Source organism: Longimicrobium sp. (genome assembly GCF_036388275.1).
In the GTDB taxonomy this organism is placed as follows: domain Bacteria; phylum Gemmatimonadota; class Gemmatimonadetes; order Longimicrobiales; family Longimicrobiaceae; genus Longimicrobium.
Genome location: NZ_DASVSF010000099.1, coordinates 1 through 23727 on the forward strand (window position 1 = coordinate 1; position 23727 = coordinate 23727).

General features: G+C 69.0%; 18 protein-coding genes. 9 read left to right on the plus strand and 9 right to left on the minus strand.

What is annotated here, in order from left to right; translation table 11 throughout:
- From VF632_RS20740 to VF632_RS20755, 4 genes are all read left to right on the plus strand, one after another.
- The coding region (locus tag VF632_RS20740) for a response regulator (RefSeq protein WP_331024829.1) at positions 1-3985 on the plus strand (3985 nt) is incomplete at its 5' end.
- Positions 3986-4085: 100 nt separating this feature from the next.
- The gene (locus VF632_RS20745) at positions 4086-4952 is read left to right on the plus strand and encodes a protein-glutamate O-methyltransferase CheR (RefSeq protein WP_331024830.1); all 867 of its coding nucleotides are present in this window, start codon (positions 4086-4088) and stop codon (positions 4950-4952) included.
- Complete coding sequence (locus VF632_RS20750; protein WP_331024831.1) at positions 4949-5551, plus strand: chemotaxis protein CheB; 603 nt, start codon at positions 4949-4951, stop codon at positions 5549-5551. The genes VF632_RS20745 and VF632_RS20750 overlap by 4 nt, the downstream gene beginning before the upstream one ends.
- Positions 5548-7485 (plus strand): ATP-binding protein, encoded by a 1938-nt coding sequence (locus VF632_RS20755; RefSeq protein WP_331024832.1) that lies wholly within the window; start codon positions 5548-5550, stop codon positions 7483-7485. Before VF632_RS20750 ends, VF632_RS20755 begins: the two co-directional genes overlap by 4 nt.
- A 301-nt stretch (positions 7486-7786) precedes the next feature.
- Here VF632_RS20755 and VF632_RS20760 read toward each other — a convergent pair whose 3' ends face one another.
- The 5 genes from VF632_RS20760 to acnA all read right to left on the minus strand — a co-directional run bounded on the left by VF632_RS20760 (position 7787) and on the right by acnA (position 13999).
- Positions 7787-8443, minus strand: a complete 657-nt coding sequence (locus VF632_RS20760; RefSeq protein ID WP_331024833.1) for a transglycosylase SLT domain-containing protein — start codon at positions 8441-8443, stop codon at positions 7787-7789.
- 58 nt (positions 8444-8501) lie between these two features.
- Positions 8502-8996 carry a cyclic pyranopterin monophosphate synthase MoaC gene (moaC, locus tag VF632_RS20765; RefSeq protein ID WP_331024834.1) on the minus strand — a complete coding sequence of 165 codons (495 nt, stop codon included), beginning with the start codon at positions 8994-8996 and terminating at the stop codon, positions 8502-8504.
- Positions 8997-9080: 84 nt separating this feature from the next.
- Entirely contained in the window at positions 9081-9878 is a 798-nt protein-coding gene (locus VF632_RS20770) for a lysophospholipid acyltransferase family protein (RefSeq protein WP_331024835.1), read from the minus strand.
- The gene (gene thiL / locus VF632_RS20775) at positions 9851-10864 is read right to left on the minus strand and encodes a thiamine-phosphate kinase (RefSeq protein ID WP_331024836.1); all 1014 of its coding nucleotides are present in this window, start codon (positions 10862-10864) and stop codon (positions 9851-9853) included. The genes VF632_RS20770 and thiL overlap by 28 nt, the downstream gene beginning before the upstream one ends.
- 189 nt (positions 10865-11053) lie before the next feature.
- Positions 11054-13999 (minus strand): aconitate hydratase AcnA, encoded by a 2946-nt coding sequence (gene acnA / locus VF632_RS20780; protein ID WP_331024837.1) that lies wholly within the window; start codon positions 13997-13999, stop codon positions 11054-11056.
- 283 nt (positions 14000-14282) lie between these two features.
- On the opposite strand from acnA, the gene VF632_RS20785 reads away from it, so the two are divergent.
- Both VF632_RS20785 and tnpA read left to right on the plus strand, forming a co-directional pair.
- Complete coding sequence (locus tag VF632_RS20785) at positions 14283-14645, plus strand: co-chaperone GroES family protein (RefSeq protein WP_331024838.1); 363 nt, start codon at positions 14283-14285, stop codon at positions 14643-14645.
- A gap of 218 nt (positions 14646-14863) precedes the next feature.
- Positions 14864-15280, plus strand: coding sequence for an IS200/IS605 family transposase (gene tnpA, locus VF632_RS20790; protein WP_331024839.1), 417 nt, complete (start codon positions 14864-14866; stop codon positions 15278-15280).
- Between the two features lie 126 nt (positions 15281-15406).
- Here tnpA and VF632_RS20795 read toward each other — a convergent pair whose 3' ends face one another.
- The 4 genes from VF632_RS20795 to VF632_RS20810 all read right to left on the minus strand — a co-directional run bounded on the left by VF632_RS20795 (position 15407) and on the right by VF632_RS20810 (position 18469).
- A complete protein-coding gene (locus VF632_RS20795; RefSeq protein WP_331024840.1) occupies positions 15407-15610 on the minus strand; it encodes a hypothetical protein in 204 nt (67 codons plus the stop codon).
- Between the two features lie 66 nt (positions 15611-15676).
- Positions 15677-16633 (minus strand): cation diffusion facilitator family transporter, encoded by a 957-nt coding sequence (locus VF632_RS20800; protein ID WP_331024841.1) that lies wholly within the window; start codon positions 16631-16633, stop codon positions 15677-15679.
- Positions 16634-16760: 127 nt separating this feature from the next.
- Positions 16761-17753: a prolipoprotein diacylglyceryl transferase gene (lgt, locus tag VF632_RS20805; protein ID WP_331024842.1), complete on the minus strand. Its 993-nt coding sequence runs from the start codon at positions 17751-17753 to the stop codon at positions 16761-16763.
- 20 nt (positions 17754-17773) lie between these two features.
- Positions 17774-18469, minus strand: a complete 696-nt coding sequence (locus VF632_RS20810; RefSeq protein WP_331024843.1) for a tetratricopeptide repeat protein — start codon at positions 18467-18469, stop codon at positions 17774-17776.
- 834 nt (positions 18470-19303) lie between these two features.
- On the opposite strand from VF632_RS20810, the gene ppdK reads away from it, so the two are divergent.
- From ppdK to VF632_RS20825, 3 genes are all read left to right on the plus strand, one after another.
- Positions 19304-22000 carry a pyruvate, phosphate dikinase gene (ppdK, locus tag VF632_RS20815; RefSeq protein WP_331024844.1) on the plus strand — a complete coding sequence of 899 codons (2697 nt, stop codon included), beginning with the start codon at positions 19304-19306 and terminating at the stop codon, positions 21998-22000.
- Positions 22001-22326: 326 nt separating this feature from the next.
- On the plus strand, positions 22327-22773 hold the full coding sequence (locus VF632_RS20820) for a DoxX family protein (protein ID WP_331024845.1): 447 nt from the start codon (positions 22327-22329) through the stop codon (positions 22771-22773).
- Positions 22774-22805: 32 nt separating this feature from the next.
- The gene (locus VF632_RS20825) at positions 22806-23717 is read left to right on the plus strand and encodes a VOC family protein (RefSeq protein ID WP_331024846.1); all 912 of its coding nucleotides are present in this window, start codon (positions 22806-22808) and stop codon (positions 23715-23717) included.
- The last annotated feature ends 10 nt before the right edge of the window (positions 23718-23727 follow it).

Here is a 23727-nt window from a genome sequence, read left to right on the forward strand (position 1 = left end):
CCACCGGGCGCGGCTGGGGGGGGCGACCGGCTCGTGGGCGGCGGGCGTCGACGCGGTCAACGCGCTGGTCGCCGACACGGTCCACCCCACCACCGAGATGGCGCGGGTGATCGGCGCGGTGGCGCGCGGCGACCTCGGCCAAACCATGAACCTCGACGCCGACGACCGGCCGCTGCGCGGCGAGTTCCTGCGCATCGCCAAGGTGGTGAACACCATGGTGGACCAGCTGAACGGGTTCGCCGGGGAAGTGACCCGAGTGGCGCGCGAAGTGGGCACCGAGGGCAAGCTGGGCGGGCAGGCCAAGGTGAAGGGCGTGGCCGGCACCTGGAAGGACCTGACCGACAACGTGAACCAGATGGCCGCCAACCTGACCGGTCAGGTGCGGAACATCGCTGAAGTGACCACCGCCGTGGCCCGCGGCGACCTCTCCAAGAAGATCACGGTGGACGTGAAGGGAGAGATGCTCGAGCTGAAGAACACCATCAACACCATGACCGACCAGCTGAACTCGTTCGCGAGCGAAGTGACGCGGGTCGCCAAGGAGGTGGGCACGGAAGGCAAGCTCGGCGGCCAGGCCCGCGTCGAAGGCGTGTCCGGCCTGTGGCGGGACCTGACCGACAACGTGAACCAGCTGGCCGGCAACCTGACCGTCCAGCTGCGCGACGTGAGCGCCGTGGCGACGGCGATCGCGGACGGCGACCTGACGCGCAAGATCACGGTCGAGGCCGCCGGCGAGATCCTCCAGATCAAGGAGGTGATCAACGCGATGGTCGACCGGCTCTCCATCTTCGGCGACGAAGTGACGCGCGTGGCCCGCGAGGTGGGCACCGAGGGCAAGCTGGGAGGCCAGGCCGAGGTGCCCGGCGCGGCCGGCACCTGGCGGGCGCTGACCGAGAACGTGAACGCCATGGCCAACTCGCTGACCGCCCAGGTGCGCGCCATCAAGGACGTGGCGACGGCGGTGACCGAGGGCGACCTGACGCGGACGGTGACCGTCGAGGCCAAGGGCGAGCTGGACGAGCTGAAGCGCTCGGTCAACCAGATGATCGCCAACCTCAAGGAAACCACGGAGCGCAACCAGGAGCAGGACTGGCTGAAGACCAACCTGGCCAAGTTCAGCCGCATGATGCAGGGGCAGCGCGACCTGGAAAGCGTGTCGCGCCTGATCATGTCGGACCTCACGCCCCTCGTGGGCGCGCACCACGGCGCCTTCTTCATCGCCGAGGGCGAGGGGAGCAAGGACTTCCTCCTTCGCCTGATCGCCAGCTACGCGTACAAGGCGCGCAAGAGCGTCAGCAACCGCTTCCGCCCCGGCGAGGGGCTGGTGGGCCAGGCCGCGCTGGAAAAGAAGCCCATCCTGCTGACGGGCGTTCCCGACGACTACATCACCATCTCGTCGGGGCTGGGCGAGGCGCCGCCCCGCAACATCATGGTCCTTCCCATCCTCTTCGAGGGCGAGGTGAAGGCGGTGATCGAGCTGGCCAGCTTCCTTCCGTTCAGCCAGATCCACCAGGTGTTCCTGGACCAGCTGACGGAAAGCGTGGGCGTGGTGCTCAACATGATCACCGCCAACATGCGCACCGAAGAGCTTCTGCAGCAGTCGCAGAACCTCACCCAGGAGCTGCAGAGCCAGTCGCAGGAGCTGCAGGCCCAGCAGGAAGAGCTGCGGCGGACGAACGTGGAGCTCGAGGCGCAGGCAAAGACGCTCAAGGCCTCGGAAGAAGCCCTGCGCGACCAGCAGGAAGAGCTTCAGCAGGTGAACGAGGAGCTCGAGGAAAAGGCGGCGCTGCTGGCCGAGCAGAACCGCAAGGTCGAGCAGAAGAACCGCGAGGTCGAGGCGGCGCGCGCCGAGCTGGAGGAAAAGGCGCAGCAGCTGGCCCTTTCGTCCAAGTACAAGAGCGAGTTCCTGGCCAACATGAGCCACGAGCTGCGGACGCCGCTGAACTCGCTGCTCATCCTGGCCAAGCTCCTGGCCGACAACAAGGACGGCAACCTGTCGCCCAAGCAGGTGGAGTACGCACAGACCATCCTGGCGTCGGGCACCGACCTGCTCAACCTGATCAACGACGTGCTCGACCTGTCCAAGGTCGAGGCCGGGAAGATGGACATCAACCCGGGCGACGTGCTGCTGGCCGACATCAGCAACTACGCCGAGCGCTCGTTCGGGCCCCAGGCGGAGCAGAAGGGGGTGGAGCTCAGGATCGAGATCGACACCGAGCTTCCGCCGGCCGTGTACACCGACGGCCAGCGGCTTCAGCAGGTGCTGAAGAACCTGCTCTCCAACGCCTTCAAGTTCACGCACGAGGGAAGCATCACCCTGGGGATGCGCAAGGCCGACAAGGGCCGGCGCTACGCCAACCAGATGCTGAACGACGCCGACGTGGTGGTGGCGTTCTCGGTGGCCGACACCGGCATCGGCATCGCCGCCGACAAGCAGCGGCTGATCTTCGAGGCCTTCCAGCAGGCCGACGGCACCACCAGCCGCAAGTACGGCGGCACGGGGCTGGGTCTTTCCATCAGCCGCGAGATCGCGCGGCTGCTGGGCGGCGAGATCCGGGTGGAAAGCGCCGAGGGCCGGGGGAGCACCTTCACCCTGTTCCTGCCGCTGCGCTGGCCGGGCGACCCCGATGGCCGCGGCGGCGGCAGCGAGTCGCCGGTGGTCTTCGGGTCCGGCGCGGGCGCCGGGCCGGCCATGATCGAGGCGCAGCGCCGCAACGAGGCCGCGTCTGCGCTGCAGGAAGACCGGCGGCGCTACCCGCGCGACCCCAGCCAGGCGGGGATCCACGACGATCGCGCCAGCATCCAGCCGGGCGACCGGGTGGTGCTGGTGGTGGAGAACGACCCGCACTTCGCGCGCATCCTGCTCGACATGGCGCGCGAAAAGGGGTACAAGGTGCTCGTAGCCATGGACGGCGAAACGGGGCTGGAGCTGGTGCAGGAGTACCGGCCCGACGCCGTGACGCTGGACATCGACCTTCCGGGAATCGACGGGTGGACGGTGCTGGACCGCCTGAAGCACTCGCCCGAGACGCGGCACATTCCCGTGCACATCGTGTCGGGCGTGGGGCAGCGGCAGCGCGGCCTGCGCAACGGCGCGGTGAACTACCTGGAAAAGCCCATCAGCAAGGAGGCGCTGGACGGCGCGTTCGACCGCATCAACAACCTGCTGTCGGATGGAACGAAGCGCCTCCTGGTGGTGGAGGACGACGAGACGCAGCGGCAGAGCATCATCGAGCTGATCGGCGACGACGACGTGGAGATCGTGGCGGTCAGCAGCGCCGAGGAGGCGGTGGACCGGCTGCGCGAAACGCGGTTCGACTGCATGGTGCTGGACCTGGGGCTGCACGGCGAGGACGGCTTCGAGCTGCTCGAGCGGGTGAAGGGCACCCCCGAGATGCAGGACCTGCCCATCATCATCTACACCGGCAAGGACCTGAGCCCGCAGGAGGAAACGCGCCTGCGCCGCTACGCCGAAAGCATCATCATCAAGGACGCCAAGAGCCCCGAGCGGCTGCTGGACGAAACCGCGCTCTTCCTGCACCGGGTGGAAAGCAGCCTCCCCGACGAGAAGCGCCGGATGCTGGAGCAGCTGCACAAGACCGATTCGGTGTTCGGCGGCAAGAAGATCATGGTGGTGGACGACGACGTGCGGAACATCTTTTCGCTGACGTCGGTGCTGGAGCAGCAGGGGATGAACGTGATCTTCGCCGAGAACGGCCGCGACGCCATCGAGCTGCTGAAGGCGCAGCCCGACGTGGACCTGGTGCTGATGGACGTGATGATGCCCGAGATGGACGGGTACGAAACCACCCGCGCCATCCGGGGGATGCCGGAGTTCGGCAGCCTGCCCATCATCTCGCTGACGGCCAAGGCCATGAAGGGCGACCGCGAGAAGTCCATCGCGGCCGGCGCGTCGGACTACATCACCAAGCCGGTGGACGTGGACCAGCTGCTTTCGCTGATGCGCGTCTGGCTGTACCGCTGAGCGCGCCGGGGTCAAGCACGCACCTTGCCGTGCAACTCCGTTTCAGGCGCCGCGCGAAGCCCTCGCGCGGCGCACATGCGGAGAACCCGAAGGCAACGCAGTGGCGCAGGCACCCAAGGCACAGCTGCCCGACACACCCGCGGCGTACGACCGCGACCTGGAGCGCATCGAGGTGGAGCTGCTCCTGGAAGCCGTGTACCGGCACTACGGATTCGACTTTCGCAGCTACGCGTACTCGTCGCTCAAGCGGCGCGTGTGGAAGCGCATTCACCAGGAGGGACTGAACACCATCACCCAGCTGGCCGACCGGGTGCTGCACGACCCGGCGATGATGGAAAAGCTGCTGCTGGACCTTTCCATCAACGTCACGGCCATGTTCCGCGACCCGGGCTTCTACGCGGCCTTCCGCGAAAAGGTGGTGCCCACGCTGCGGACGTACCCGTTCATCCGCATCTGGCACGCCGGGTGCTCCACGGGCGAGGAAGTGTTCTCCATGGCCATCCTCCTGGAAGAGGAGGGGCTGTACGACCGGGCCCGCATCTACGCCACCGACATCAACGAGGTGGTGCTGCAGCGGGCGCGCGCGGGCATCTTTCCACTCGACAAGATGCAGGAGTACACGCAGAACTATTTGAAGGCGGGGGGCAAGCGGTCGTTCTCGGAGTACTACACCGCGATGTACGACGGGGCGCTGTTCAACGCCGCGCTCACGCGCAACGTGGTGTTTTCGCAGCACAACCTGGTCACCGACGGCTCCTTCTCGGAGTTCAACGTGATCGTGTGCCGCAACGTGATGATCTACTTCGACCGCAAGCTGCAGAACCGCGTGCACGGCCTGTTCTACGAAAGCCTGGGGCGATTCGGCGCGCTGGCGCTGGGCAACAAGGAAACGCTGCGGTTCACGGAGTTCGAAGACCGGTACGAGGTGGTGGACACCCGCGAAAAGATCTACCGGAGGCTGGCGTGACCTCGCCGCTCATCGGGTACCGCATCGTCGTCGTGGGCGCCTCGGCCGGCGGGCTTCACGCGCTGCGCACCCTGGTATCGGCGCTGCCGGAAGACTTCGACGTTCCCGTGGTCGTCGTGCAGCACCGGGCCAAGGAGTCGGAGCTGCTGTGCGAGCTCCTGCAGGAGTGCTCGCCCATGCCCGTGTACGAGGTGACCGACAAGCAGGAGATCGGGCCGGGGGTGTTCGTGGGCCCTCCCGACTACCATCTTCTCCTGGACCGCGACGGATATTTTTCGCTTTCCACCGACGAGCCGGTGCGCTACAGCCGCCCCTCCATCGACGTGATGTTCGAATCGGCCGCCGACGTGTACGGGATGGACACGGTGGGCGTGGTGCTGACCGGGGCCAACCAGGACGGGGCCGCGGGGCTGCGCCGCATTGCCGACGCCGGGGGCCACTGCGTGGTGCAGGACCCCGAAACGTCGGAGGTGCGGGTGATGCCCCGCTTTGCCGTGCGCGCCGTTCCCGACGCCTGCGTGCTCCCGCTGGAAGAGATCGGCCCGCACCTGGCCTCCATCCGCGGCCGCCGCGTTCCCCGCTGCCGCTCGGCCGCATGACACAGGCAGCCGAGGCAGTGGCGGGCTCGCGTGCCCGCATTCTGATGGTGGACGATCGCCCCGAGAACCTGATGGCGCTGGAGGCCATCATGGAGCCGTTGGGGCACGAGATGGTGCGCGCCAACTCCGGCGAAGAGGCGCTGCGGCACGTGCTGCTTCACGACTTCGCGGTGATCCTGCTCGACGTGCAGATGCCGGGGATCAACGGCTTCGAGACGGCGCAGCTGATCAAGTCGCGCGAGCGTTCGCGCTCCACGCCCATCATCTTCCTCACCGCCATCAGCAAGGACGAGCAGTACGTCTTCACGGGGTATTCGGTGGGCGCGGTGGACTACCTGTCCAAGCCCTTCAACCCCGACGTGCTGCGCAGCAAGGTGGCCGTCTTCATCGACCTGTACCTGAAGACGGAGCAGCTGAAGGACCAGGAGAAGCGGCTTCGCGAGAGCGAGGTGCGCGAGCTGGAGCTGGCGCACCGGGCGCGGCTGCTGGAGTCGGAGGCGCGCATGGCCGAGATCGTGGGGTCGGCGCTGGAGGCCATCCTCACCTTCGACGACGACCGCCGCATCACCCTGTTCAACTCCGCCGCCGAGCGCACCTTCGGCCGCCCCGCGGCCGACGCCATGGGCCTGCCCTTCGACGAGCTGCTGAGCCCCGCCTTCCGCGGGGTGGCGCTGGAGGAGATGTGCGCCGCCGCGGCGACCCGGGCCGCGTCGGTGCTCGAGGGCAAGCCTCCGGAAGACGACGACGCCCTTCACGAGCACGCCCTCGAGGGGATGCGCGCGAACGGCGAAGTGTTTCCGCTGGAGGGCTCCATCTCGTGCCTGCAGCTGGACAGCGAGCGGGTGTACACCGTCATCGCCCGCGACGTCACCGAGCGCAAGCGCGCCGAAGAGGCGCTCCGCAAGCAGGCGGCCGAGCTCAAGTCGCTGAACCGGCAGCTGCAGGCGCGCCAGCGCGAGCTGGAAAACGCCATGGCCTCGCGCAGCCGGTTCTACGCCTCCATGAGCCACGAGCTGCGCACGCCCATCAACGCCATCCTGGGCTACAGCTCGCTGCTGCTCGACAGCATCTACGGCCCGCTCAACCCCGAGCAGTCCCGCGGCATCGAGCGCGCGCACGCGGCCGCCAAGCACCTGCTGGAGCTGGTCAACGACATCCTCGACCTTTCCAAGATCGAGGCGGGCAAGGTGGACATCGAGGTGCAGCCCGCGCCGTTCCCTTCCCTCGTGCAGGACCTGTTCGTCACCGTGCGCCCCCTGGCCGACGAGCACGGCTCGGAGCTCACGCTGGAGTCCGATGGCGACGCGGTGATCACCACCGACGCGCGGCGGGTGCGGCAGATCCTGCTGAACCTGCTTTCCAACGCCATCAAGTTCGGCGACGGCAAGCCCATCACCGTGCGCTGCCACAAGCGCGAGGACGGCGGGATGGAGGTCGACGTCATCGACCGGGGCCGGGGGATCGAGCCGCAGGACCTCGACCGCATCTTCGACGAGTTCGTGCAGCTGGCCGATCCCGACCAGCAGGTGGGCACCGGGCTGGGGCTGCCCATCTCGCGCCGCCTGGCGGTGCTGCTGGGGGGAACGCTGACGGTGGAGTCCACCGTGGGCGATGGAAGCGCCTTCCGGCTGTGCCTGCCGCCCAAGCTGGACATGCGCCTGATTTCGGGAGAGGGCCTGCCCCTCCCCACCGCCACCACCGACCCGCCACAGCCGGCAGCCGTCGAAGCGATGGACGACGATGCGCCTGTCGACGAGGAGCCGACCGGCGATGAGCCTGCCGGTGGTGAACAGGCCGGCGGCGCACCGGGTGATGACGGTGCGCCTTCCGACGACAGCGAACCGGCCGCGTCCGGTGCACCGGCTGAAGACGGGGCCGACGAGGAGGTTCCGGCCGACGCAGACGAGTCCAGCCCCGCCCCACTGGCGAGTTGAGCCGACGGCGCCGGCCACAGCAAAGAAGGGCCCTCCGCGAGATCGTCGTGGAGGGCCCTTCGTCCGAGGCGCAACGTGAGCGGGTGAACCCGCTGGCAAAGCGGAGAAGCCCCAACACGCACCGCTCGACCCGGCGGAGGTGTTCACGTTCGGGCTTCACCTGCACGCATTCTCGTGGATCCGTGTCGACTCTCTGCCGCAATGATTCGGCCCTCTCGAGCATTTGCTCGGAAGGGCCGCTTTCATTCTCCGGGTGGTCCGCCGCCGCGTCGACGACCGCAGCGACTTAACGCGATTTTGCTTACTTCCTGTCCTTGCCCAGCACCATCTCCACATACCCGTTGTTCGGGTCCGCGCCCTGGCGCAGCAGGCCGTCCACGCGCTCGGGGCCGCGGTTGTAGGCCAGCAGGGCCAGCTGCAGGTTTCCGTCGTACTTCTTGACCAACGTGGCCAGGTAGCGGAAGCCGATGCGCAGGTTTGTGTCGCGGTCGAACAGGTCGTTGCGGTTCACGCCGGCCTTGAAGTAGCGGGCCGTCGAAGGCATCAGCTGCGTGAGCCCCACCGCGCCCACCGGGCTGACGGCGCGCCGGTTGAACTCGCTCTCGGCGCGCACCAGACCGAACGCCACCTCGGGCTCGATCCCCTCGGCCAGGGCGATGTCCTCGATGCGCTCGGCGAGATCCGCGGGAATGCCGAACCGCGCAGACTTTTCGTGGATGCGCTTCAGGCGGTCGATCTCCACCTGCTGAAGCTCGATGACGCCCTCGGGGGCGGAGGCCGCAAAGCCGCTGGCGAACGGCACGGCGACGCGCCCGTCCGCGGCCCGCACGCCCAGCAGGAACGCGCACAGGAACAGCGCCACCCCGGTAAGGGCGGTGCGCGCGGCGGCGGTCAATTCAAGCCGCGGCGCTTTGCGGGCCTCGACTTCGGCCTGCAGCTTGAGGATGATTGAATGCATGGGTGGTGCCTCCGTTCTTCACAGGTCGAGCCCCCAACAGAGCAAGCGGTATGCCGGGTCAGCCCCCGTCCGGGGCGGTCCAGATTCCGCTGCGGCCCCCCTCCTTGCGGAGCAGCCGCACGCCCTCGATGACCATTCCGCGGTCCCGCGCCTTGCACATGTCGTAAGCGGTGAGCAGGGCGCACGATACGGCCGTGAGCGCCTCCATCTCCACTCCCGTCCGCGCCTCCACCCGCGCCGTCGCGGTCACCCGCAGCCCCGGGAGCGAGGGGTCGGGCGCCACCTCCACCTCCACCGAATCGAGGGGAAGGGGGTGGCACAGGGGCACCAGGTCGGCGGTGCGTTTTGCGCCCATGATGCCCGCCAATTGGGCAATCACGAGCACGTTTCCCTTCGCGGTGCGCCCTTCGACGATGGCCGCGAGGGTGTCGGGCGACATGCGGATGACTCCTTCCGCGGTCGCAACCCGTTGCGTGGGCGCCTTTTGGCCTACGTCCACCATGCGGGGACGGCCCTGCGGGTCCAGGTGGGTGAAGCCGGGATCGTCACTCATGGGAGGTGGTGGGGCAGGTGTCCCAGGCAGGTGGGGCGGCCGTGACCGCCAAGTGCAAACGAATGACTCGTCAAGAGGCGCCGGTCACGATGCGCGGCGGGCGGACCCGGAAACTTCTTCTCGCCCGGCTTCCAGCGGCGGCATCGACTCGGTCTCGGCGAGGCGCTCCACGAACACGGCGCGCACACGCTCCGTGAGCGCCTCCAGGTCTTCGCCGGGGCGCACCGTCACCGGCGGCTCGAAGTAGACGTGGATGGTAGCCGGGCGCACGGAAAAGGTATCGGGGCGCATGATGTCGTAGCTGCCCGTCACCACCGTGGGAATGATGGGGATGCCTGACTCGTGCGCCAGGACGAACGCCCCCTTCTTGAACGGCTGCAGGCGCCCCGTGCGCGAGCGCGTCCCTTCCGCGAAGATGATCACCACGCTTCGCTGCTCCCGCATCTGCTGCCCGGCGACGCGCAGGCTTTCCACCGCGCGTTCGCGGTTGCTGCGGTCGATGGAGATGTGCCCCGCGGCCTTCCACGCCAGGCCGAACACGGGCACCCGCTCCAGCTCCTTCTTGGCGACGAAGTGAAAATCCACCTTCAGCAGCACGGCAATGGCGAAGACGTCGAACCAGGACACGTGATTGGCGACGAGGATGAAAGGCTCCCCCGGCTTCACGTTCTCCATCCCGTGCGCCACCGCCCGCGACTCGCTGGACCACAGCGCAATCCGCGCCCACTGCCGCGACCACGCGACGAACAAGTGGCCTCGCACCCCGAACAGCGCCAGGATGATCGCCATCCCCCCGTAGCTGAAGGTGGCGATCGTCATCCAGAACACCATCCAGAGCGCCCGGACGATCCCCATCAGGCGCCGTCGCGGAAGTGCTGCCATCCCCCGCCCTGCACGGGCGTCCGGTGCCCCTCGGCGTCCACGAACCAGACGCCGGCGCCCCCGCCCACGCGCCCGACGCAACTTAGCGGCACCCCGAAAGCCCGCACGAACGCGTCCACGTGGGGCTGCACGGCACCGACGGGCGCGGTGAAGCAGAGCTCGTAGTCTTCACCGCCGTGAAGGCCCGCGCGCACCGTGGTTTCCGGCGAGCGAGCGCGGGCGGCGGGGTGCACGGGAAGCAGCTCGGGAACCAGGAGGATGGCCACGCCGCTGGAGGCCGAGAGGTGCGCGGCGTCGCCCGCGAGGCCATCGGAAAGGTCGATCATGGCGGAGGGCACACCGCGGCCCAGCAGCCACAGGGCCTCACGGATGCGCGGCAGCGGACGCGCGAAGCGGGCGCGCGCGCCGGGCCTGGGCTGCTTTCCTGCCTCCAGCGCCGCCACGCACGCCGCGGCGCCGCCCAGTTCGCCGGTGACCCACACCTCGTGCCCGTGCGCGGCCCCGGAGCGCAGCACGGGACGCGGCGCCTCGCCGACGACGGTGACGTCCACCACCACCGGCCCGGGCGACCGGGTGGTGTCTCCCCCCAGCAGCAGCCCGCCGACGGACTCCGCCGCCTCGCGGCACCCCGCCATCAGCTGCTGGGCGAACTCGCCCGCGTCCTCCGTTGGCACCGCGAGCGACACCAGGATGCCGATGGGCCGCGCCGCCACCGCCGCCAGGTCGCTGAGCGCCGCCGCCGCCGCACGCCAGCCGATTTCGTGGGGGGTCAGCCAGTCGCGGCGGAAGTGCACCCCCTCCACGCTCATGTCGGTGGAGAGCGCCACCCCCTCGGCGGCCACGACGGCGCAGTCGTCGCCGGGCGCCACGCGCACGTCGGCTCGCGCCCCCTCGGCCGGCCCGTTCGCGAGAAAGCCGCGGATCAGGTCGAACTCGGGGCCGGGCGCAAGGCGGGGGCCGGGGGTGTTGGGCGGACGTTCGCGCATGCAGACAACATAGTGCGAAAGCGAAGGGAAGAAAGTGCGTGAGTGCGTTCGTGCGTGAGTGCGGCACTTCGGGACATTCGAAAGAACCCGGCTGCATCCCCCAAACGAGCCGCGCCGGCACCCGAGGAGGATGCCGGCGCAGCTTCGCAGTTCACTTCCGCACTAACGCACTAACGCACTCCCGCACGATCAGTACGCCGGCGGGTCGCTGGCCGGGAACGACTCCTCGGCGGCCTCGGTCACCCGGGCGCTGCCCTTGTCCTTGTCGTCGTGCACCACCGCGCCCGCGGCGACGGACGGCGACATGGCCTCAGGCTTTTCGCGGCCGCCCAGCAGCTGGCGCAGCACGTACTGCAGGATGCCGCCGTGGCGGTAGTACAGCACCTCCTGCGGCGTGTCGATGCGAACGAGGGCGCGGAACTCCTTCGCCTCGCCGTCCTCGCCCGTGGCCCGGACGGTGACCTCGCGCGTTTCCAGGTTGCTGGAGATCACCTCGCCCACGCCGACGATGTCGAAGTGCTCGCGGCCGGTCAGCCCGTGCGACTTCACGCTCTCGCCGTTCAGGAACTGCAGCGGCAGCACGCCCATTCCCACCAGGTTGCTGCGGTGGATGCGCTCGTACGTCTCGGCGATCACCGCCTTGATCCCCTGCAGGTACGGGCCCTTGGCCGCCCAGTCGCGCGACGAGCCGCTGCCGTACTCCTTGCCCGCCAGCACCACCAGCGGCGTGCCGTCGGCCTGGTAGCGCATGGCCGCGTCGTAGATCGTGGTGATCTCGTCGTCGGGGAAGTACGTGGTGTACCCGCCCTCCGTGTTGGGCGCCAGCTGGTTGCGGATGCGCACGTTGGCGAAGGTGCCCCGGATCATCACCTCGTGGTTGCCGCGGCGGGCGCCGTACGAGTTGAAGTCCTTGGCATCGACCCCGCGCTCCACCAGGTACGAGCCCGCGGGCGAGTCCTTCTTGATGGAGCCCGCTGGCGAAATGTGGTCCGTCGTCACGCTGTCGCCCAGCAGGGCCACGGCGCGCGCCTTCACGATGTCGCCCACCGACTCGGGCGCGTCGTGCGCCATGTTCTCGAAGTACGGCGGCTGGCGCACGTAGGTGGAGCTGTCGGCCCACTCGAAGCGGTCGCCGGCGGGCACCGGCATGGACTTCCACCGCTCGTCGCCCTCGAACACGCCGGCGTAGCTGCGCTCGTACATGGCGCTGTCGATGGACGACTGCACCGCGGCCTGCACCTCGGTCAGCGTGGGCCAGATGTCCTTGAGGAACACCGAGCGCCCCTCCGGGTCGGTGCCGATGGGCTCGTTGTACGGGTCCCAGTCCATCCGCCCGGCGATGGCGTAGGCCACCACCAGCGGGGGCGACATCAGGAAGTTGGCCCGCACCTCGGAGTTGATGCGCCCCTCGAAGTTGCGGTTGCCGGAAAGCACCGAGCAGGCCACCAGCCCGCGCTCCTGGATCTCGCGCGAAATCTCTTCCGGCAGCGGCCCCGAGTTGCCGATGCAGGTGGTGCAGCCGTAGCCCACGGTGTGAAAGCCCAGCCGGTCCAGGTACTCCTGCAGCCCCGCCTTCTCGTAGTACGCGGTGACCACCTTGGAACCCGGCGCCAGCGACGTCTTCACCCACGGCTTGCGCGTCAGCCCGTGCTCGGCGGCCTTCTTGGCCAGCAGCCCGGCCGCGATCATCACCGAGGGGTTCGACGTGTTGGTGCAGCTGGTGATGGCGGCGATCACCACCGACCCGTGGTCGATCTCCCCCGCCCCGCCCGACGGCGACGCCTCCGTGGCGGCGTGCGCTTCCTCCACCGCGCCCGCGCCCTCGCCCCACACCGCGGCATCGGCGCCGGGCTGGGCCTCCTTGCCGATCGCCGTCGCGTCCTTCACCGCCGCGACGGGGGCGCCCTTCTTCTCGGGCATCAGCTCCGGCAGGGCCGCCTTGAACGCCTTCTTGGCCTTGCTGAGGGGAATGCGGTCCTGCGGGCGGCGCGGCCCGGCGATGCTGGGCTCCACGCTGTTCAGGTCCAGCGTCAGCGTGTCGGTGAACAGCGGCTCGGGGCTGGCGGCCGTGTGGAAGAGCCCCTGCTCCTTCATGTACGCCTCGACCAGCGCAATGCGCTCCGCCGGGCGGCCGGTAAAGCGCAGGTACTCCAGCGTCACCTGGTCCGGCGGGAAGATGGCGCACGTTGCCCCGTACTCGGGCGACATGTTGCCGATGGTCGCCCGGTCGGCCAGGGCCAGGCTGGCGATGCCCGGTCCGTAGAACTCCACGAACTTGCCGACGACGCCCTTCTTGCGGAGCATCTCGGTGACGGTGAGCACCAGGTCCGTCGCGGTCGCCCCCTCGGGGAGCTCGCCCTCGAGCTTGAAGCCGACCACCTCGGGGATGAGCATGCTGATGGGCTGGCCCAGCATGGCCGCCTCGGCCTCGATGCCGCCCACGCCCCACGCCAGAATGCCCAGCCCGTTGACCATGGGCGTGTGGCTGTCGGTGCCCACGCAGGTGTCGGGATAGGCCTGCGGAACGTCGCCCTTCATCAGGTTGGGGTTCTCGTCGGTGCTGAACACCACGCGCGACAGGTACTCCAGGTTCACCTGGTGCACGATGCCCGTGTTGGGCGGCACCACCTGGAAGTTCTGGAAGGCCTGCTGCCCCCAGCGCAGGAACGCGTAGCGCTCGGCGTTGCGCTGGTAGTCCAGCTCCACGTTCTGCTCGAACGCCTCGGCGGTGCCGAACGCGTCCACCTGCACCGAGTGGTCGATCACCAGCTCCACCGGCTGCAGCGGGTTGATCTTCGACGGGTCGCCGCCCAGCTGCGCCATGGCGTCGCGCATGGCCGCCAGGTCCACCACGCAGGGAACGCCGGTGAAGTCCTGCAGCACCACCCGCGCGGGCGAGTAGGCGATCTCGCGGTCGGGCGGGTCCTTGGGGTTCCACCGCGCCAGCGCCAGGATGTCGTCGCGCGTAACGGTGACGCCATCCTCGGTGCGCAGCAGGTTTTCCAGCAGAATGCGCAGCGAGTACGGCAGGCGTGACACGTCCACGCCTTCGCGGCTCAGCGCGTCCAGGCGAAAGATCTCGTAGTCGCGTCCGCCGACCGAAAGGGTCGAGCGGGCGCCGAAGCTGTCGGCCATCAACGATCTCCTGTTCAGGAACCAGAACCCAGGGTGCGCCCCGCCGCCCTCACCACCCGGCCACCCGTCCGTGCGACGGGGCGCGTACCATCGACAGTTTATCCCCCGTGGCGCGCGTCCGAAAGTCGGGACGGCGCTCCAGGAGATGGGCCTGGCGGCGAACCCCGTACGAGCGTGCAAGCGACGCTCCATCCGCCGTGCAGGACCGGGCCGAATCCGTTACGTTGTGGGCCGCGCCGGCGGGTCCGGGCGAGCGAGGAAAAACACGGGAGACGTATCCGCGATGAGCCGCGAAGTGATCCTGATCGGGGACAAGGTCCTCATCAAGCCCGAAGAAGAGAACCAGCAGACGCCGTCGGGGCTGTTTCTGCCGCAGGGGGTGCAGCAGAAGGAGCAGGTGATGCAGGGATACGTGGTGAACACCGGCCCCGGCTACCCGCTGGGCGAGGCGGCGGCGGATGGAGAAACGTGGACCGGACGCACGCGCACCGAGCTGCGCTACGTGCCGCTGCAGGCGGAGAAGGGAGACTACGCGATCTTCCTGAAGACGCCCGCGGTGGAGGTGGAGATCGACGGCAGCAAGTACCAGATCGTTCCGCACAACGCCATTCTCCTCCTCATCCGCGACCGCATCCCGCTGCCGTGAGGATCGTCGAGGACGTGGATTGAGGGGATCGAGGAGGAACTGGTAGAAGGCGTATTTTCGTGAGATACCGCCGGTCTCATCTCCGGCGGTTGAGAAGAAAGGCAGGGATCTCGTGCAGCGCCAACCCGGATGCGGACCGGCGGCTCGCGCCCGGCGGTTGAAACCGCGTCTGGAAATTCACGAAGTCCGCCTGCGCGGACTGCGGTCTACAGGGGATCGTGCGAGGGAATTACGCGAAGCTCTACCTGCACCTGGTGTGGGCCACGTGGGATCGGCTGCCGCTGATCACCCCTGAGTTGCGCGTGCCCATCTACCAAGCCCTGCACGAGCAGGCGAACCGGACCGGTTGCGAGATGATCGCGGTCGGAGGAATCCAGGACCACGTGCACGTCCTCCTGAAGATGCCGACGACGGTTTCCATCGCGGAGATCGTCAAGAGCCTGAAGGGCGGGTCCACACACGTCGTCACGCACGCCGTGCAGCGCGGCTCGTTCTTCAAATGGCAGGGCAGCTACGGCGCATTTACTGTTTCCCGCACGCACGTCCCCATGGTCCGCGCCTACGTCTTGAACCAGGAACGGCATCATCGTGAAAACCGCCTCAGCCGCACGCTCGAGCGCATGTCCGAGCACTGAAGCCGCGGCCGCAGTCCGCGAAGGCGGACTTCGTGAAGTTCCAGCCGCGGTTTCAACCGCCCGGACGGAGGCCGGCCCTAACCGCACCTCACCCGCCGACGCACGACACCACGTCGCAGCCACCCTTCATTCGTCGTCGAGTCCGTCGCCCACCGCCAGATCGAACTCGGCGTCGACTTCTGTCATCTCTGCGGCGTAGTCAGGATCGCGCCCGGCTTCCTCGTACGCAGCGTACCCCGCACGGACCTGACGGACCCAACCCGTGCTGTCCGACATGTCTTCGCGATCACGCCACATACCGATGAACGGCTCTTGCTCGATGGGGATCATGATCTCCTCGCGTGAGCTGCCTCGAGTATAGTAATCCCGCGCCGTCCAAAGCGGCAGGGTTCTGCGTCAGACGCCCGCTTCGACGTGCTCCTCGGCGCGCCCGAGGGCCACGCAGCGGTGCTCCTCGAAGTCGCGGGGCTCGATCTGGATGGTCAGGTGGTGAAGGCCGAAGCGGTCGTGCAGCACGCAGTGCAGGTCCGCCAGGATCTCGCCCGAGTGGCGCCGCTCCATCCGCTCGCCGACCACGGCGTGCGCGCTCAGCGCATCCAATCCGCTCGTGATCGTCCACACGTGCAGATCGTGCACGTCCTCCACCCCGTCCACGCCCAGCATGGCCCCGCGCACCGCCCCCAGGTCGATGTGCGCCGGCGTGCCCTCCAGCAGCACCCCCACGCTCTCCTTCAGCAGGTGCCACGACGAGTACAGCACCAGCACCGCGATGGCCACGGAGACGGCGGGATCCGCCCACGCCCAGCCGAACGCCCAGATCAGCAGGCCTCCGGTGATGGCACCGACGCTGCCCAGCGCGTCCGTCAGCAGGTGAAGCCAGGCGCCGCGGATGTTCAGGCTTTCGTCCCTGCCGCCGTGAAGGATCACCAGCCCCGCCACGTTCACCGCCAGCCCGCCCACGGCAATGATCATCACCGTGAGCCCCGCCACCGGTTCCGGCGCGCGGAAGCGATGCCACGCCTCGACGAAGATGAAGAGGGCGATGGCGATCAGCGTGGCCGCGTTGGCGAGCGCCGCCAGGATCTCGGTGCGGTGATAGCCGAACGTGCGCCGGGGCGTCGCCGGCTTCTGCGCCATCCAGATGGCGAACAGCGACAGCGCCAGCGCCCCCACGTCCGACAGCATGTGCCCGGCGTCCGCCAGCAGGGCCAGGGAGTTGGCCAGGATGCCGCCGACCACCTCCGCCACCAGGTACACCGCGGCCAGGGCGAGCGTCAGCTTCAGCCGCCGCGTGTTGCGCGCGGCGCCGTGGGAATGCGAGTGGCCGTGCCCGTGGTGATGTCCGGCGCCCATGGGAGTGCGTGAGTGCGTTAGTGCGGGAGTGCGTGAGCGAACCGCCTGGATGCATACCGCGGGAGATGGCGGAAGTTCGCGTCCGCGGCAGAAACGAAAAAGGCGCGCCGGAGCGCGCCTCGATGCGTCAGCGGGAGATGGCTTCCACGGGAGGAGGGCCGTTGCGGAGTGCGCGCAGGCCGCGGACGACGAAGAAGATGCCCACGGCGATCATTCCCAGGCTGAGCGTCTGGCCCATGGTCAGCGGACCCAGCACCGTGCCGACCGGGTCGCCCGCATCCGTGAACTGCGCGTCCGGCTGGCGGAAGAGCTCCAGGAACGAGCGGATCAGGCCATATCCCAGCATGAACACCCCGCCGAGCGTTCCCGGGGCCAGGCGGATGCCGCGCTTTCGCGTCCACGCGTACAGTCCCCACAGCACCAGCCCCAGCAGCAGCCCTTCGGCCAGCCCCTCGTACAGCTGCGAGGGGTGGCGCAGCGGCACCTGCGCCTGCACCCGGTCCCACAGCCCCGTGCGGTACGCCTGCTCGATCAGCAGCTCGCGCTCGCGCAGGGAGCCGGCGCCCGCCGTACCCAGCAGCTGCGCGGCGACGGGGTCGGTGGGAAAGCGCACGGCCCAGGGCACCGCGTCCGTCGTCACCCGCCCGTACAGCTCGCCGTTGATGAAGTTGGCGGTGCGCACGGTCACGATGGCGGGCAGAACGGCCAGCGCCAGCCCGTCACCCAGGCGCAGGAACGGCACCTTGTGCTTGCGCGAGAACCACCATCCCGCTGTCAGCGCGCCCAGCAGGCCGCCGTGGAAGGCCAAGCCGCCTTCCCAGATGCGGATGATGCGCGCCGGGTTGGCCGCGAAGGTGGGGAAGTCGTAGAAGAGGATGTAGCCCAGCCGCCCGCCCAGGATCACGCCCAAAATGAACATGAACAGCAGGTCGCCCACCGAGTCCTGCTCCATGGGCACGTAGCCGTCGCGCGCCATCTTGCGCATCAGCAGGTAGCCGGCATAGAAGCCGATCATGAACGTGATCCCGTACCACCGGATCGCCAGGCCGCCCGGGAGTTCCAGGGCGACGGGGTCGATGCGGGGGAACGGGATCTCGATCAGCCCCAGCGGGGCCAGCACCACGGCAGAGAGCGTGGAAATCAGCGCTTCGCGGCGGCCCGGGAGCGCGCCTCGGCCAGGCGCATCTCGATCACCTGCGCCTGCTGCGAGCCTTCCTTGGCGTCCGCCAGCAGCCGCTCGTAGATGGCGACCGCACCGGCGAAGTCGTTGTTCTGCTCGTGCATCAGCGCGGCCTGGGCCAGCGCCTCCACCCGCTGGTAGTCGGCACCGGCCTTCTCGCCCGCCTGCTGGTAGGCACGGATGGCTGCCGCGCGGTCACCCGCCTGGGCGTGCGCCGAGCCCAGCATCATCGACGCCTGTGCGGCCAGCCGCGAGTCGCTTCCCGCCAAGGGGGCGAGCGCGGTGACCGCCGCCTTGGGGTTGCCGCTGTTCAGGCGGATCTCCGCCAGCAGCAGGCGAGCCTCGTCGGCCTCGACCGTGCCCGCGTGCGCCTTGATGAACGCCTCCACCTGCCCGGCGCCCGCCGCGGTGCCCACCGAGGGGTTGGCGCGGAGGGCCAGGAACTGCTCGGCGGCGCGCGCCGCCTTGCTGGCCGCGTTCACCCGGTACACCAGGTACCCGCCCACGGTCACCAGCGCCACGGCCGCGATCGTAACGATCATGCGGACGTTGCGCTTGGCCCACGCGGCCGCCTCGGCGGCGCGAACGGCGAACGCGTCGTCGGAGTCGATCGTGCTCTGCGGCCGGCGGGAACGTGCGGCGGTGGACGATGCCATGCGGGGACCCTCTGACGTGTGCTGGGGAAGGGGCCGGTGGCCCCGGATCGACGTTTCGACCCAAACGAAAACAGACGCGCACGCCGGCAGGCGCGCGCGGGGAAACGCGTAAAGGTATGCCAGGGCCTGTGGTTCGTCAACCGATGGGCGGCGCGGGTACTGGGTCGCGTTCGGCACCCGGCCTCCAGGTTTCGCAACACCGTGCACCGTGCCGCCCTACTGCCTCGCGTTCTCCCTCGTGCCGCGCTATCGCTGATTCGGGGGACGAAGGGCTTCCCACGCTCCGTAAACCCCTACGATTACGCAGAACAACCCCATGAGCAGGAGGAGGACGAACGCCGCGCGATCCGATGCTGTCTCGATCTGCATCGTCTGATAGGCATCGTATGCCATGGCGAACGCCAGAGCACCAAGCGCGATTGCAACAAGGGCGAACAGAACTCCGATCAGGCTACGCATACTTTGCGATCGGACGTGGGGAAAGGCGCCGTCCAGGGACCGGCTCCTCTACCAGCCCCGGCGCTAGAAAAAAATTTCGCCGGGCGTTCGGGTGGGCTCGCGCTTACAGGGCGTCGGGAACAAGAAGCGCGCCAAGATCAGGGGGGTCCACGCCGAGCCATGCCCTACCGACCCTTGCCATGCCAGGCCTTGCCTGCGCCGGTTCGGCGGCTACCCAAGTCCGCACGGGCGCGCCGGGGTCCGTACATTCAAACTGACCCACTACCGCGGCGCGCGCGTGCTCGCGGCGCCGCGCCCCGGCTTCATTATTGCCAACGCCGGGGCGGCGCCCCGCCCGGGAACGCGCGACAGCACTCCAATCCACCAAACGAAGCCATGGCCGACCGCTACGTTTATTTCTTTGGCGCGGGAGAGACGGAAGGCAGCAAGGAGATGAAGGACCTGCTCGGCGGCAAGGGCGCCGGGCTGGCCGAGATGGCGCGCATCGGGGTGCCGGTGCCCCCGGGGTTCACCATCACCACCGAGGTTTGCCGGCTGTACCTGCGCGGGGGGCGCTATCCCGACGGGCTGCGCGAGCAGGTGGCCGCGTCGCTCGCGCGGCTGGAGCGCGCCACGGGCAAGGTGTTCGGCGGGGACGAGGCGCCGCTCCTCGTTTCGGTGCGCTCCGGCGCGGCGTTCAGCATGCCGGGGATGATGGACACCATCCTGAACCTGGGGCTGAACGACCGTACCGCCGCCGCGCTGGCCGCCGGCAGCGGCGACGAACGCTTCGCCTTCGACAGCTATCGCCGCTTCGTGCAGATGTACGCCGACGTCGTCCTGGGCGTGCACGCGGAGCAGTTCGAGCGGCTGATCGAGGACACGAAGCGCGCCCGCGGCGTCAGCGAGGACACCGACTTGTCCGCGGAGGACCTGCGGGACCTCGTCGCCCGGTTCAAGGCGCTCGTGCGCGACCATACCCAGGCCGATTTTCCGGAGGACCCGCAGGACCAGCTGTGGGGCGCCATCCACGCCGTGTTCGGCTCGTGGGACACGCCGCGCGCCAAAGCGTACCGCCGCATCAACGGCATCAGCGACGACCTGGGCACAGCGGTGAGCATCTGCTCCATGGTGTTCGGCAACATGGGGTCGGACTCGGGGACGGGCGTGGCCTTCACGCGCGACCCCTCCACCGGCGAGCGGCGGCTGTACGGCGAGTTCCTGGTGAACGCGCAGGGCGAGGACGTGGTGGCCGGCATCCGCGACCCGCTTCACATCGACGGGATGGAGCAGGCCCTTCCCAACTCGTTCCACGAACTCGTCGAGGCGGCGCGGCTGCTGGAAGACCACTACCGCGACGCCCAGGACCTGGAGTTCACGGTGGAGCGCGGGCGGCTGTACCTGCTGCAGACGCGCAACGCCAAGCGCACCGGGCGCGCGGCCGTGCGCATGGCGGTGGAGATGGTGGACGAGGGCCGCATCACCCCGGAAGAGGCGGTGCTGCGGGTGGATCCCGGCCAACTGGACCAGCTTCTCCATCCCATGATCGACCCCGGCGCCTCCGTGCACCTGCTGACGACGGCGCTCCCCGCCTCGCCGGGCGCCGCATCCGGCCGCGTGGTGTTCAACCCCGACGAGGCAGCCGAGCGCGGGGCGCACGAGCCGGTGATCCTGGTGCGCCGCGAAACGTCGCCCGAGGACTTTCACGGGATGGTGGTGTCGCAGGGTATCCTCACCTGCCGCGGGGGGATGACGTCGCACGCCGCCGTGGTGGCGCGCGGCATGGGCAAGTGCTGCGTGGCGGGCGCCGGTGACGTGCTGATGGACGAGGCGCGGCGCCAGTTCTCCGCCGGCGGCACGACGGTGAAGGAAGGCGACTGGATCACGCTGGACGGCACCACGGGGCGGGTGATCCTGGGCAAGGTGCCCACGGTAGAGCCGGAGCTGACCGACGACTTCCACCGGCTGATGGAGTGGGCCGATGGGTTCCGCCGCCTGCGCGTGAGGACCAACGCCGACACGCCCAACGACAGCGCCGTGGCCCGCCGCTTCGGCGCCGAGGGGATCGGGCTGTGCCGCACGGAGCACATGTTCTTCGAGGGCGACCGCATCGACGCCGTCCGCGAGATGATCCTGGCCGAGACGGGCGCGCAGCGGGCCATCGCCGTGGCCAAGCTGCTTCCCATGCAGCGCGCGGACTTCGAGGGGATCTTCCGGGCGATGGACGGGCTTCCGGTGACCATCCGCCTGCTGGACCCGCCGCTGCACGAGTTCCTTCCGCACGGCCCGGCCGAGATCAAGGACCTGGCCCGCAAGCTGGGGATGGACCCCGTGCGCATGCGCGAGCAGGTGGAGCGGCACCACGAGGCCAACCCCATGCTGGGCCACCGCGGCTGCCGGCTGGGGATCACCTACCCCGACATCACCTGGATGCAGGCGCAGGCCATCTTCGAGGCCGCGGTCAACGTGCAGGCGCAGGGGGTGACGGTGTGCCCCGAGATCATGATTCCCCTCGTGGGCACGGCCGAGGAGCTGAAGCGGCAGCGGAAGATCGTCGACGAGGTGGCGGCGGAGGTGTTCTATCAGTGCGAGACCCGCGTCGACTACCTGGTGGGCACGATGATCGAGCTGCCCCGCGCCGCGCTGACGGCGGACCGCATCGCGGAGCACGCGCAGTTCTTTTCCTTCGGCACCAACGACCTCACGCAGACCACGTTCGGCCTGTCGCGCGACGATGCGGGGCGGTTCCTGCCCGAGTACGTGGCGGCGGGCGTGCTCCCTGACGACCCGTTCCAGACGCTGGACGTGGAAGGCGTGGGCAAGCTGGTGGACATGGCGACGCGCCTGGGCCGCGGCGTGAAGGCCGACCTGAAGGTGGGCGTCTGCGGCGAGCACGGCGGCGACCCGCGCTCAGTGGAGTTCTTTCACGCGGTGGGGCTGAACTACGTCTCGTGCTCGCCCTACCGCGTTCCCGTCGCGCGCCTGGCGGCCGCCCACGCGGCCCTGAACGACCGCACCACGGAGCCGGAGGCGGCGCCTGCGCCGGTGGCGGATGCGGAGGTACAGGAGATCGAGGCGATGGCCGCGGACTGAGGGGGGCGGCCTCCATACTCCGCTGGGGCGACTGAAGTCGCGGCAACGACGGCCCGAAGTCCGCCTTCGCGGACTGCATGCGAACTCGAGTGCGCTGAGCCAACCGGAGCGCACCAGGCTGGCTCCCTTCCCCCGCGCGGTTTGCGGGGGAAGGGTTGGGGATGGGGGGCAGCCAGGGACTGCACGGCCGCCCTCCAATCGCTCCAAGCAGACCAGCCCACGCACCGGCACCTACAACGCGTGAGGGCCCTTCTCTTGACGATATCCGTTGCAACGTATATAATGTACTTGAGCATCGGCATGCATCACATCGACAGGAGCCTAAGATGGCCTTCAACGGAACCAGCATCCTCCCGCACCGCGTGAGCGGCGGCCTCGCCTTCCTGCGCGTGATCGTGGGCATCATCTTCGTGGCGCACGGCGCGCAGAAGCTGTTCACCTACGGCCTGGCGGGCGTCTCGGGCTCGTTCGCCGGCATGGGCATTCCGCTGCCGGGCATCACCGGGCCCGCGGTGGCGTTCCTGGAGTTCTTCGGCGGCATCGCGCTGATCCTGGGCCTGCTGACCCGGCTGGCGGCGCTGGGGCTGGCCATCAACATGTTCGGAGCCATCTTCATGGTGCACTTCGCGGCCGGGTTCTTCCTGCCGCAAGGCTACGAGTTTGCGCTGGCGCTGCTCGGCGGCTCGGTCGCGCTGGCGATGGCGGGTGCCGGTGAGTACTCGGTGGATGCGGCCATCGCGCGCCGCCGCGACGACGCCGCCGGCCGCTTCTGAGCACTCCTCCTCTTTTCGCGAGGATACGCACGATGACGATCACCGATCGCGCCGCGGCCAGCGGCGAGCAAGGGGTGGCGCCCGCCGGATTCCGTCTTCCGGCCGCCACGCGGCTGGGGCGGGTGCGCCTGCAGGTGGTCGACCTGGCGCGGTCGCTGGCCTGGTACGGCAACGTCCTGGGACTACGTGTGCTGGAGCGCGCCGACGGGCAGGCCACCTTGGGCGCCCACGGCGACGAGCGTCCGCTGGTGGAGCTGCACGAGCGTCCCGGCGCGGCGCCCGCTCCGCACCGCGGACGGCTGGGGCTGTACCACTTCGCCATCCTGCTGCCGGACCGCGCAGCGTTGAGCCGCTTCGTCGCCCACCTGGCGGAGGTCGGCGAGCGGGCCGGCGCGTCGGACCACCTGGTGAGCGAGGCGCTGTACCTGAACGACCCGGACGGGCTGGGCATCGAGGTGTACGCTGATCGTCCGCGGAGCAGCTGGGTGTGGCAGAACGGGCAGCTGGCGATGGACACGCGTCCGCTTAACCTGGAAAGCCTCCTTCGCGCCGCCGACGGCCAGCCGTGGACGGGGATGCCGGCCGGCACGGTCATCGGCCACGTGCACCTTCACGTCGGCGCGATTGACGAGGCGGCGGCGTTCTACCATGGGGCGCTCGGGTTCGACAAGGTGGTGTGGAGCTATCCGGGCGCGCTCTTCCTGTCCGCGGGCGGCTATCACCATCACCTGGGCCTGAACACCTGGGCCGGCACCGGCGCACGGCCCGCAGGCGAGAACGACGCGCGGCTCCTCTCGTGGGAGATCATCGTCCCCGCGTCGGCCGACGCGGACGAGGCAGCGGCGAGCCTCCAGTCCGCGGGATACGCCGCGGATCGGATCGACGGTGGATGGAGATCGGCCGACCCGTGGGGCACCGAGTTGCACCTCGTCGCCGACGCCTGATCTCATCCAA